Here is a 12,502-nt window from a genome sequence, read left to right as displayed (position 1 = left end):
TCACTCCTACTGTTCTACGATTGCCTGATTTTGATCTAGAAATGCCAGACGGCCGCCATATGTTCTTTGTAAATTCTCCATCGTAAAGACTTCATCCGTCGGTCCTATCGCTATTTTTCTCAGATTAATCAACAACACCCAATCAAAATATTCCTTGACGGTTTGTAGATCATGATGGACTACCAATACGGTCTTCCCCTGAGACTTCAACTCGTTCAGGATGGTGATGATCGCTTTTTCCGTTGCTGCATCCACTCCGACAAATGGTTCATCCATGAAATAGATGCTCGCATCCTGGGCAAGTGCCCTTGCCAGGAATACCCGCTGTTGCTGTCCGCCTGAAAGCTGGCTGATCTGTCTTGTTGCATAATCTCTCATTCCGACTTTATCCAGGCATTCGTAAGCAAATTCAATATCTTTCTTGCTCGGTCTTTTTATCCAGCCAATGTGTCCATACCTTCCCATGAGCACCACATCCAACGCATTCGTCGGGAAATCCCAGTCCACTGAACCGCGTTGAGGAACATAGCCGATCAACTTCCTCTGTGATCGATAAGGCTTACCGTAGATGGAGATGCTTCCTGAAGCTTTCGGTATCAGTTCCAGCGCTGCCTTTATAAGGGTCGACTTACCTGCACCGTTCGGTCCGATGATGCCAATCAGCTTTCCTTCAGGAACGGTAAAGCTGATTTCTTTCAATACTGGTTTCCGATGGTATGCCACTGTCAGATTCTCAATCTTTACTGGTTCCATGATGTTCACCTTACCTTCTTATTTTAGGGCTTCCACGATTGTATCAATATTATGTTTGAACATGCCCAGATATGTTCCTGTTTCTGTACCGGCTTCCCCCATGGCGTCAGAGTATAACTCCCCGCCGATGACTACAGTATGGCCGCGGCTTTCCGCACCTTTTACCACTGCATTGATGGAATCCTCCGAAATACTGCTTTCCACAAACACTGCTTTTACATCTCTTTCAACCAATAAGTCAATGATGCTCTGAACATCCCTTAACCCGAATTCTGCATCGGTACTGAGTCCCTGCAAACCGGTAACTTCCATTCCATATGCCTCACCGAAATACTTGAATGCATCATGGGCGGTGACAAGCACTCTGCTTTCTTCAGGAATAGTTGCAATCTTCTCTTTTCCGTAGGCATCCAGTTCCTTTAATTCCTCTATATACTTTTTAGCATTTTCTTCATACGTAGCCGCATTATCCTTATCCTGTTCCACCAAGGTTTCCGTTACCGCCTCCACTGCATGAATCCATAGCGTGATATCAAACCATACATGTGGATCTTTCTTCGTGGTATCTCCATCTGCTGTAAGAAGAAGTTCATCAGGAATTTTTTCTCCCACTGCTACAGTCGGTTTATCTTTAGACATTTTCTCAAGAATATCTCCCATTTTCCCTTCCAAATGAAGGCCATTATAAAAAATGATTTCCGCTTTGCTCAGTTTACCGATATCACCTTGGGACGCTTGATAAAGATGGGGATCAATTCCTGGTCCCATCAAAGATTCCACTTCAACATGCTCTCCTCCAACATTTGTGACAATGTCCCCGATCTGTGCAATGGTGGTGGTAACTTTCAATTTATCACTTTCGTTTCCTGTTGCTGCTCCTGAACATGCTGTCAATCCCAAACTGATGGCGCCAAGAAGTAAAAATTTCATAAACATCGTTTTCATCATTGTATTCCCTCTCCCTCGTAAAATTGTGTATAGCAACAAATGTTTCTCTAACGCAAGTTTTATGGTAAAAATATACACATTCTCACCAGATTCCAATTTAATCTATGCGGATTCCAGAAAAAATGTGTCATTGTTTTTGACAAGATCACTAATTTGAGCTTCATCTCAAAATGTTTCCCTAATACAAAACTTAAACCCTGAGCAAACTTTTGTCAAGCAAAGTTTTTTGAAAACTATTTTTATTTTTGGGGTCTGGCCCTGGCAGGGGAATGACCATTCATGTCGAATCCTTAGAGGTTGGTGGATATAGGAAAAGCCCCTGCGAGCTGCAGGGGCTTTCGGTTTTATAGGTCTACTTTTGGGTAGGAGTTTGTTTTTGCACTTATGTCTCTTATATATCTTTCGTTCACTCTATAACCGATGCCAGGTGATGTGGGAACGGTTATTTTTCCTTCTGTAACTACTACCTCCGGTTCAATGACATCCTTCTTCCAATAACGGGAGGAGGCGGATATATCACCGGGAATTGTAAAGTTTGGCAGGGAAGCTAGGGCAATATTGAACAATCTTGAAATGCCTGTTTCCAGCATCCCACCACACCAGACCGGTAGTCTATTCCGCATACAGAGGTCATGAATGCGGATGGCATTTGTAAGTCCGCCGACTCGACCAATCTTTATATTGATCACCTGACAGCTTCCAAGCTTGATAGCATTCACAGCATCCTGGTAGGAAACGATGCTTTCATCCAGACAAATTGGAGTAGTTAACTGCTTTTGCAGCTCCGCATGCTCCACAATATCATCTGAGGCAAGCGGCTGTTCGATCATCATAAGCTGAAGCTCATCTAGTTTCCTTAACCTATCGACAGCATCAAGCGTATATGCAGAGTTCGCATCCGCCATTAGAGCAAGCTTCGGAAATTCACTTCTGATTGCGTGCAGCATTTCATAATCATATCCGGGATCGACTTTCACTTTCACCCGCTGATAGCCTTCCTTCACACGCAAGGTAATCGTTTCAATCATGCTGCTTGGCGAGTCCACGCTGACAACCACACCTGCTTCGACCTTTTTACGAGTTCCACCAATATAGTCTGATAAAGATTTTCCTGCTTTCTTGGCAAAAAGGTCCCATCCTGCCATTTCTACTCCCGCTCTTGCCATCGGGTTTCCCTTCCATACCAGTAAAGCATCATGTATCTCACTTGGATGCTCCCATTGACCTTGTAAAAGCGAGGGAATAAAAAAATCCTCCAGCATATGCCAGGAAGTTTGAATCGTCTCTTCGGTGTACCAGGGGGAGGAGAATGCCACAACCTCTCCCCAACCGCTGACTCCGTCCATGTCCGTCATTTTCAAGAGGATGCTCTCGCGCTCAGATACCGTTCCTAAATGAGTACGGAAAGGCTGCAAAAGCTCCATTTTGGTGAGAAACATCTCGATTTTCTTAATCTTCATGATCATGACTCCTAGTAGAACCTGGCTTAGGCATGTATTCCATCAGCCTTCTTCGTACAAGTTTATTAGCCGCATTACGAGGCAATTCAGTCACCTTCAAAATCTTTTTTGGCACCTTATACCTTGCCAATCGCTGTGAGGCGAAATCTACTATTTCATCCTCGGAAACATCCAGATTCTTCAGCACCACAAAAGCCACAGGGACCTGTCCCCAACGGTCATCTTCCATCGGTGCAACCCCTGCATCCCCAATGGAAGGGTGCTCCAGAAGTACAGCCTCGATTTCAGCCGGATATACATTTTCTCCACCTGAAATAATCAAGTCATTTCTGCGATCTAGGACATACAGAAATCCATCCTCATCCAAATACCCGATATCACCTGTATGGAGCCATCCATCTTTGATTGCTCTGGTTGTGGCTTCCTCATTATGAAAATAGCCTGGCGTGACATTCGGCCCCTTTACCACGATTTCACCTGCCTGGCCTGCCGGAACTTCTTTGTTCTCATCTACTATTTTTACCTGGCAGGAAAAAAGGGCCTTACCTGCACTCCCGATTTTCAAAAGTGCCGCTTCCGGAGAGAGTGTTACAATTTGGGAGCATGTCTCTGTCATCCCATATGTCTGGAACACCGGTATCCCCTTTTTTTCACATTCCTTTAACACTGGCAATGGAATTGGACCTCCGCCAGCCAGCATGCATCGGAAGGTTCCTGGATACGTTTTTTCACCCAACTCATCCAAAAGCTGCTGCAGCATGGTACTAACCACGGAAACAATGGTTACTCCTTTACTCATAATATCCTCATTTACTTTCTCAGCATCAAATTTCTCATGAAGCACAACCCTCATCCCATAGATAACTCCACGCATCAAAATCGACAGACCGCTAATATGGAACAATGGTACGGTGGCAAGCCAGGCATCCTTTTCATATAACCCAAGATTCAGTGCCGAACCTGATGCACTCCAAAAGTGATTCCCGTAAGTTTGCTTCACCCCTTTTGGATGGCCTGTTGTTCCGCTGGTGTACATGATTGTATCCACTAAATCAAGTTGAAATTCCTCCACGAGTGGAAACGGACCTGCTTCCCATTGAGACAGAGCGTCCATCGAGATGATGCCACCTTCCTCTTCGACCAGAACTTTAAGCAGTGGGTTCACTTTCTCTGCATCTGTAACCAGCAATTTTGACCTGGAATTCTTTAGTTGGAACGCCAGCTCATTAGGAGTCAATCTTAAGTTATGTAAAACAGTTATCGCGCCAATATGCTTTAATGCGAAAAGAAGAATCGCCATTTCCATACTATTTTTCATGAATACCGAAATAGCGTCACCAGCTCTGACACCATTAGCATAGAGCTTTGAAGCAATATCTAAGGACCGCTGGTTCAGTTGCGCAAAAGTCAGCTTTTGTTGGTCCATTTCAATCGCAATTCGATTGGGAGTGAGGCTTGCTCTTTTCAACAAAAAATTGGGAACCAAATTCACTTTAGCACCTCACCATCTTGTAATATAAAAAAGGAGAGCAATCTAAAAGCACCATGCTTCTAAATTGCCCCCATACTTTCATCATTAAGGGAAGCGAGGGAATTGACCAAAGTCTGGTTTTCTCTTCTCCTTGAACGCATCACGGCCTTCTTTCGCTTCATCGGTTGTATAGTAAAGTAATGTTGCATCACCAGCGAACTGCTGGATACCAGCCAATCCGTCAGTATCTGCGTTAAATGCCGCTTTCAGGAAGCGTAGAGCAGTTGGACTGTTCTCAAGCATCTCTTCACACCATTTAACTGTTTCATCTTCCAATTGCTCCAAAGGTACCACTGTATTTACCAGCCCCATATCCAATGCTTCCTGTGCATTGTACTGACGGCATAGGTACCAGATTTCGCGAGCCTTTTTGTGTCCAACAATACGTGCCAAGTAACCGGAACCATATCCAGCATCAAAGCTTCCCACTTTAGGGCCAGTTTGACCGAAGCGGGCATTATCTGCCGCAATCGTCAAATCACATACGATATGAAGAACATGTCCCCCGCCAATTGCCCAGCCAGCCACCATCGCAACTACAGGCTTAGGTGTCACGCGGATCAAACGTTGAAGATCCAATACGTTCAAGCGAGGAATTTCATCCTCCCCAACATATCCGCCATGTCCACGGACTTTTTGGTCTCCACCAGAACAGAATGCTTTATCTCCTGCACCTGTTAAGATGATAACGCCAACACTCGCGTCATCACGGGCATAGGCAAATGCCTCAATCAATTCCATGACCGTTTTAGGACGGAATGCATTATGTACTTCCGGACGGTTGATTGTAATTTTTGCAATCCCATTATATGTTTCATATAAAATATCTTCATACTGTTTAGGGCCTGCTATCCACTCTCTTGCCATGTCTGTTTCCTCCCTATATTTTCAATTCGACAAAAACTCACTTACTATTTTACCAAACTTTCTTGGTTGTTCCACATGAATTGCATGTCCTGCTCCACTTATTTTAACATACTGAGCATTTTTCATGAGTCTTTTCATTTTTTCTGCAATCAAGACAAACTTTTTATCGTCTCCCCCTGCGAGCAGCAGGACCATGACTTTGCAATCTTCAAGACGTTCCCAGTAGGATGGTTGCGATCCGGTTCCCAACCCTGAAAGACTATTGGCTAATCCAATGGGTGAGTTCTGGAGCCGCTGTTCTTTTATCTGCAGTTGCCTATCATCGGAAAGCTGCTTTTGTGTCTGGAATAACGGGATGTTCGTCCAATATTCCACAAAGTCTTCCAATCCATCATGCAGGATCCTCTCAGCTAATCTTTTATCAGCCTTTGTTCTTTCCAGACGTTCCTCTTCCGCCCTTAACCCTGGAGAGGCACTTTCGAGAACTAGTTTTTCCACGTAGGATGGATATGTTGCGGTAAAAGCAAGTGCGACCCTTCCCCCCATGGAATAACCCAACAATGATATTTTTGCAATCCCCATCTTATCCAGGATCACTTTGATATCCTCGACTGTATTCTCCATCGAATAACGCCCGGAATCTACTGGAATGGAACTGTTTCCATGACCCAAAAAGTCCAATAGAATAAAAGTGTACTCTTCATGGTTTTCGAAAAAAGTCAATGCTTCTTTGAAATTATTACCCTTTCCCGTAAATCCGTGCAGCCACAGAAGCTTTTTGGGACCATTGCCAATCGTCTCCAAATGATAAGATACACCATTTACTTCCATCATATTTCACGACTTAATGACAATTTAATTTCCTGGGAAACACTTTTCCACAATTTACGATGCTCTTGTTCATTTCCCTCGCGATTTGTCGGAACCTCGATGATATGCAAGCCTTTATGTGACAAGGATCCCAAGAGCTTACTTCGAAACTCTTCCCATGATTCTATAAGTGAATAGTCCGCATCATACAGTTTTGCTGCGTGCTCAAAATTCATGTGCATCGGTGTACCGAACAGCGCTTCAAAATGATTCTCGATTTTGGATTGTGGCAGGAAACTGAAAATTCCACCGCCATTGTTATTGATCAGCACGATTGTTACATCAAGCTTTAAAAGTTTCGCTGCAAGTAGCCCATTCATATCATGGTAAAAAGACAAATCCCCTATCACCAGAACCAAACGTTTAAAAGCTTTACTTGCTGCCAATGCAGTCGATACTACTCCATCAATTCCATTTGCGCCTCTATTGGCCAAAACCTTTATGTCCTTATCATCTGTAAGGAAAAAAGTATCGGCATCCCGAATTGGCATACTATTTCCAACAAAAATAGCAGATCCTTCCGGGAGCAGCGCTTGAAGCTCCGTGATGACATTCCCTTCAAACAGGCTTTCACTCTTTACAGGTGAAGATAGGAGATTTTTTGTGCGTTGATTTACTGAGATGACTTTCTGAAGCCAAGAAGATTCTTTTCTCAGTGCAAGTAATGGGAGGATTTTTTTGCAGAACACATCCTCCTTGCAGTGCACCATAAAACTTGCCTGCAGGGTCGGATCACGCCATCCACCGTCTCCGTCAATGACAATATGATCCGCACTAGAAGCTCTAGCTATGTATTGCATCAGAAACTTGGAAACCGGCATGGATCCAAAACGAATAATAACCTCTGGCTCCAATGCTTCCTTGACCGCTTCTTCTCTTAAAAAAGCATCATATCCTTCGCATATCATCTCTTTGGCATGTGATCCTGCCCGCAAGCCGGATAAAGGATCTGCAAAAATCGGATATTGAAGTGCTTCCGCAAGCTCTGTGACCAGTTCAGAAAAATCGGACCTGCCAGGCATTTCTCCGCAGACAATAATTCCTTTTTTCTTTGCCGAGAAAAGCTGTCCAAAAAATTTCGCACGGTCCTCGGTAATCGTATAGCCTCCTACTTGAACATTGACAATTGAGCCATTCGCTTCCCCATATTTGGTCCAAAGGTCTTCAAACTGCAGATTCGGAAGCAGCGGCTCCCTAAGTGGAAAGTTCAAATGAACTGGTCCTCCCGGCGCACTAACAGAAGTTCCAATTGCTCTAGCTGCCATGGTCCGGGAATACTGAATCATCGACCGCTCATCAACCGGCAAGGACATTTCCACAAACCACTTTACATAGCTTCCGTACATTTTAATCTGATCGATCGCTTGCGGCGCACCGATATCCCTGAGTTCATGCGGTCGATCAGCCGTTAACACCAACAAAGGTATCCGTGCCTGGAACGCTTCCACAATAGCTGGATAATAATTTGCTGCGGCTGTACCTGACGTACAAAGTATTGCCACCGGCTTGCCGGTTGTCTTAGCCAGCCCAAGTGCATAAAAAGAAGCAGAGCGTTCATCAATAAGAACTGTCACCTCAAGCTTGGGGTGCTCTGCCATTAGTAATGCAATAGGGGTCGATCTGGAGCCTGGACTGATCACTACATCCGTCATTCCGCTCTGTACCAGTTCGTCTACAAAAGCCGCAAGATAATATGTCATGTCGTCTGATTCTTTCATTATTCCTTGATGCCCCCTAATGCAGATAACATTGGTCTGAATTTCATTTGTGTTTCACGGTATTCACTCTCAGGATCAGAATCGCCGACAATCCCACAGCCTGCAAACAGGGATGCCTCTTTGCCCTGCAGCAGCCCGGAACGGATTGCCACAATAAATTCCCCATTATTCTGCGCATCCATCCAGCCAAGTGGTCCTGCATACCAGCCACGGTCCAGTTTTTCCACTTCCCTGATCGTTTCCATGGATATTTCCCTTGGATAGCCGCCAAGTGCCGGGGTTGGATGTAACAGATTCACCAGATCAGCCAGACTTACTTCCTTATCTGTACTTGCCATCACGGGTGTGTGAAGATGCTGGATGTGCTTCATCTTGTAAAGGTTCGGTTCATTTGGTGTTGTAACATCATGACACACTTCCTGCAGGGCACTTTTAATCATTTGAACGACAAGCTCATGTTCATGAATATTTTTTTTATCAGTTAATAGGCATTTCCCCAGCTTCTCATCTTCCTGCAAAGTGGCGCCTCTCCCTGTCGAACCAGCCAAACACATGGAATGCACTTCATTCCCAGCCTTTTTCACCAATTGCTCCGGCGTTGCGCCTATAAAGCAATCCGTTCCTCTTTCTACGGTAAAAAGATAGCTGTTCGTCTGTTCTTCCAATAGGTTCTCCAAAACGCTATCTACATTGATTTCGTCGTGGAACAGCACCCTTAGCTCTCTAGCCAGGACAACTTTATCCATTATTCCATCAGAAATCCGGTTTGTGACGGTTTGAATGGAATCCTTCCAATCATTCGGATCCATCTCCAAACATTTCACAATCCCTGGTGCATATGCATGCCTAATAGAAGAGCCTCCTTCAATCAGCTCCTCTTTTATTCTCATAAGCTCCTGTAGATGTGACTCTTCACAGTCGCTCCAATAATTGATGGTCAAATACGTCACGTTATCAATTGAAGTAAGCATAATAGTCGGAAGGACGAACAGGGCATCCGCAAAATTTTTCCAGAGCTTTGTCTTTTCCTTCTTTGGATCAAAAGAAAAGCCGCCATAAATTACTGGTCCGATATGCTGCGTGTCCTGATTTTTCACCGATTGCTCGGTAAAACGCTTCCATTCTTCTTCAATTTGGTGAAATCTTTCCTCATTCCCACCAGCAGTAAATTCTTTCGTGACACCGGCTCCAACCATGACATGGTTCTTGGATGGATTGGACCAATAAAAACGTTGTCCAGGAAAATAATGTGCACCTGCTTGAAAGAATTGCATGGGATGCAACTGATCCACCTTTTTTGTATAGCTGATAAGTACCGGATGATTTATGGAAGCTGCTTTCACCTTTGCTTCTTCCCATAAACCCACTATATGATGATATTGCTTTGTAATCATGTAAGACTCCCCCGAGGCCTTGATACCGCAAGACTTTAGTCTCTCGAATAGCTTCCTTTAAGATACACCTCAAAACCTTTTTATGTCAACAAAATGACCCTATATTTTCTACTATCTTCATTATTATTATAGCATGTTAAATCTTCCCTTTATTTCTTATGAAAAACCGTTGACACCCTTTGTCCCTTTACATACACTTATACTGTATTTATAATATTATATTTCTGTATTTCATTTATTAGATGGAGGGGTCATCATGCAGCCTCAGACTATTTCTTCACAACCTGGTTTTCAAGCACCTTCTGAAAAAAGATGGAAGGTCTGGTGGAACCTGTTGCGTCCACATACATTAACCGCAGCATTTGTACCTGTCTTTATTGGTACATCGCTCGCCCTTTATGAAACGGCCATCGATTGGCCAATGTTTTTAGCCATGTTATTGGCAAGCCTTTTAATCCAGGCAGCAACAAACATGATCAATGAATACTACGATTTCAAGAAAGGCCTGGATAATGAAAATTCAGTCGGGATCGGTGGCGCGATCGTGCGTCACGGAGTCAAGCCCCAGACTGTTTTGCAATTGGCCTTTATTTTCTTTGGGATTGCCACACTGCTCGGTGTATACATCTGCCTTAATAGTACATGGTGGCTTGCCGCAATCGGCACAGCCTGTATGGCAGCGGGGTACTTTTATACAGGTGGTCCCTACCCTATTGCCTATACCCCATTTGGAGAAATTGTAGCAGGTTTCTTTATGGGATTTGTGATCATCCTGATTTCATTCTATATTCAAACTGGGACAGTCTCTTCGACAAGCATGCTTATTTCCATCCCAATCTCCATACTTGTTGGGGCTATTCTCTTGGCAAACAATATACGTGATATCGTTGGCGACAAGGAGAACGGTCGTAAAACGGTGGCAATCTTGATTGGGCGTAAAAACGCCATCACACTGCTTGCGGCTATGTTCATCATATCCTATACGCTTATTGTGCTCTTTATCGCATTGGACTACGCATCACTCTGGTCATTATTAGTATTCTTGTCCATCGTCAAGCCGTTATCTGCCATAAAAGGCTTTTCGAACAACAAAAGCAATGTCACCATGATGCCTGCAATGGTGGCAACTGCACAGACCAATACCATTTTCGGTTTTCTGCTCGGAATTGGTTTGGTAATTGGATATTTTGTCTAATTTTCAATGAACAAAGGTTCACACGTTTTTGTGTGGACCTTTTTTATTTGCTCACTAATTGGAAATCATGTTTTTTCGTGGGAGGTTCATAATACAAATAGACAGGATTTTGAAAGGAGTCTTCATTATGATTTCCCATGAAAAAATTACTCACTTGAAACAACAGCTGGAACAATCAAAACAAGAAGTAAAGGCTCATCTGGAACAAAATGATCATTATCAATTGGAAATTGAGCACCCATACGAAACTGTGAGCGAGCTATCCGCATATGACAATCATCCCGGAGACCTTGGAACAGAGCTTTATGAGCGTGAAAAGGATATCGCTTTGAATGAACATGCCGAAAAAGAACTCCAGGACATAGATCATGCGCTGCAAGCGATGGAAAACGGAACATATGGGATCTGTGAAGCTTGCGGAAAAGAAATCAACGAAGAACGTCTCGAAGCGCTGCCCACTACAACGTACTGCAAGGAGCATAGTCCTGATCAGGCAGTTTCAAAAAATCGCCCTGTAGAAGAGGAAGTGCTTGCCCCGGCTTATGGAAGATTTGAATATGATGAATCAGAAGGAACGTCCTTTGATTCCGAGGATACGTGGCAGATTGTCCAAAGCTACGGAACTTCAGAATCCCCTTCCGATTTTTCGGAGGATATCGAGCATTACGGACGTGCCTATGTGGAAAGTGAAGAAAATGAAGGCTATGTCGAGGATTACGAAAATTTTATTGGAACAGATATGTATGGCCAGAACATTAAGGTATATCCTTCTGTAAAGCATGAAGCATATGAAGATGCCCTTGATGAAGAAGGAACCATGACCTCATTCGGTGATTTGCCAGGCTACGAAAAGGATCCGTATACAGAAGGGTGAACATTGTGAAAAGCTGAAGTGACTATACACTTCGGCTTTTTTATATCGATAAATGTGCACCATTTGGGAAGCACTCAATACATTATCATAGACCACTATCACGATTTTTGATGTAAAGTGAGGGATATGACAAATGTATACCCGAGGAATCCTTTCTAAGGAATGGGCTGTTTTTTTGGCAGAGTGCTGCCAGATGGCATATGACCAATACCTTCAAAACGGGATATTTTCCGTTCCATATGGTTTTAAAGTGGTGAAAGAATTTAAAGGTGTTTCTTTTCATAGTCTAGAATGGTTTGGGTTCATTATGGAATCCGATGAAACGGTCATCGTTGCTTTCAGAGGTACTCAATCTGACCCTGATTGGATCTCTGATGCTGAAATTTACCAGGAAGCTTTTCCGTATTGCGATGCAAAACCACTTGTCCACGGCGGATTCCTATCCATCTATGAATCCTTCCGAAAGGATGTCCTGGATAGCTTGGCCGCTCTATCCAAAGAAAAAACACTTTTTATCACCGGCCACAGTCTGGGCGGGGCGCTTGCCGCACTTCATGCGCTGGATTGCTCCCTCAATTCCAATTTTTCTTCCATCTATATGTACAGCTATGCTGCTCCAAGAGTGGGAGATCCCTCTTTTGCAAAAGAGTACAATCAACATGTACCAGCCTCCATCCGCTTTGTAAACCTTGCGGATATCGTTCCTTTTGTCCCGCCAACTAAAGTGACAGGACCCATTTCCAAGAAGACTTGGCACTACAAACATACTATTACTCCCTCCCAATTCCTGCTGCGCAAGGGCTCCATTGTAAAGAACCACAGCATTGAAACATATATTGAAGCGATGAAAACGAAGCTTTGAATCATTCCGAAGACAATAAAAGGAAGAGCA

11 protein-coding genes are annotated in these 12,502 nt (G+C 43.8%); 3 read left to right on the top strand and 8 right to left on the bottom strand.

The features are described 5' to 3' along the window. Positions 1-6: 6 nt before the first annotated feature. From ABN702_RS02240 to ABN702_RS02205, 8 genes are all read right to left on the bottom strand, one after another. Complete coding sequence (locus ABN702_RS02240) at positions 7-753, bottom strand: metal ABC transporter ATP-binding protein (RefSeq protein WP_386646019.1); 747 nt, start codon at positions 751-753, stop codon at positions 7-9. A gap of 18 nt (positions 754-771) precedes the next feature. Then, positions 772-1,698: a metal ABC transporter solute-binding protein, Zn/Mn family gene (locus tag ABN702_RS02235; RefSeq protein WP_417900792.1), complete on the bottom strand. Its 927-nt coding sequence runs from the start codon at positions 1,696-1,698 to the stop codon at positions 772-774. A 347-nt stretch (positions 1,699-2,045) separates the two neighbouring features. Then, positions 2,046-3,164, bottom strand: coding sequence for an o-succinylbenzoate synthase (menC, locus tag ABN702_RS02230; RefSeq protein ID WP_417900791.1), 1,119 nt, complete (start codon positions 3,162-3,164; stop codon positions 2,046-2,048). After that, a complete protein-coding gene (locus ABN702_RS02225; protein ID WP_417899215.1) occupies positions 3,151-4,653 on the bottom strand; it encodes an o-succinylbenzoate--CoA ligase in 1,503 nt (500 codons plus the stop codon). Before ABN702_RS02225 ends, menC begins: the two co-directional genes overlap by 14 nt. Before the next feature lie 84 nt (positions 4,654-4,737). Further along, the gene (gene menB / locus ABN702_RS02220) at positions 4,738-5,559 is read right to left on the bottom strand and encodes a 1,4-dihydroxy-2-naphthoyl-CoA synthase (RefSeq protein WP_386646030.1); all 822 of its coding nucleotides are present in this window, start codon (positions 5,557-5,559) and stop codon (positions 4,738-4,740) included. A gap of 21 nt (positions 5,560-5,580) precedes the next feature. Beyond that, complete coding sequence (gene menH / locus ABN702_RS02215; protein WP_417899214.1) at positions 5,581-6,393, bottom strand: 2-succinyl-6-hydroxy-2,4-cyclohexadiene-1-carboxylate synthase; 813 nt, start codon at positions 6,391-6,393, stop codon at positions 5,581-5,583. After that, positions 6,390-8,147 (bottom strand): 2-succinyl-5-enolpyruvyl-6-hydroxy-3-cyclohexene-1-carboxylic-acid synthase, encoded by a 1,758-nt coding sequence (gene menD, locus ABN702_RS02210; RefSeq protein WP_417899213.1) that lies wholly within the window; start codon positions 8,145-8,147, stop codon positions 6,390-6,392. Before menD ends, menH begins: the two co-directional genes overlap by 4 nt. Beyond that, the gene (locus tag ABN702_RS02205; protein ID WP_417899212.1) at positions 8,147-9,541 is read right to left on the bottom strand and encodes an isochorismate synthase; all 1,395 of its coding nucleotides are present in this window, start codon (positions 9,539-9,541) and stop codon (positions 8,147-8,149) included. The genes menD and ABN702_RS02205 overlap by 1 nt, the downstream gene beginning before the upstream one ends. 256 nt (positions 9,542-9,797) lie before the next feature. On the opposite strand from ABN702_RS02205, the gene ABN702_RS02200 reads away from it, so the two are divergent. The 3 genes from ABN702_RS02200 (at position 9,798) to ABN702_RS02190 (ending at position 12,472) form a co-directional block, all read left to right on the top strand. Continuing rightward, complete coding sequence (locus ABN702_RS02200) at positions 9,798-10,736, top strand: 1,4-dihydroxy-2-naphthoate polyprenyltransferase (RefSeq protein ID WP_417899211.1); 939 nt, start codon at positions 9,798-9,800, stop codon at positions 10,734-10,736. 127 nt (positions 10,737-10,863) lie between these two features. Continuing rightward, positions 10,864-11,610, top strand: coding sequence for a TraR/DksA C4-type zinc finger protein (locus ABN702_RS02195; RefSeq protein ID WP_417899210.1), 747 nt, complete (start codon positions 10,864-10,866; stop codon positions 11,608-11,610). Positions 11,611-11,743: 133 nt separating this feature from the next. Next, the gene (locus tag ABN702_RS02190) at positions 11,744-12,472 is read left to right on the top strand and encodes a lipase family protein (RefSeq protein WP_417899209.1); all 729 of its coding nucleotides are present in this window, start codon (positions 11,744-11,746) and stop codon (positions 12,470-12,472) included. Positions 12,473-12,502 lie beyond the last annotated feature (30 nt).

The organism is Bacillus haimaensis (assembly GCF_048270625.1).
Lineage (GTDB): Bacteria > Bacillota > Bacilli > Bacillales > Bacillaceae_I > Sutcliffiella_A > Sutcliffiella_A haimaensis.
Note: the sequence above shows the minus strand (reverse complement) of the source record. Positions and strands in the feature narration are given on the sequence as shown.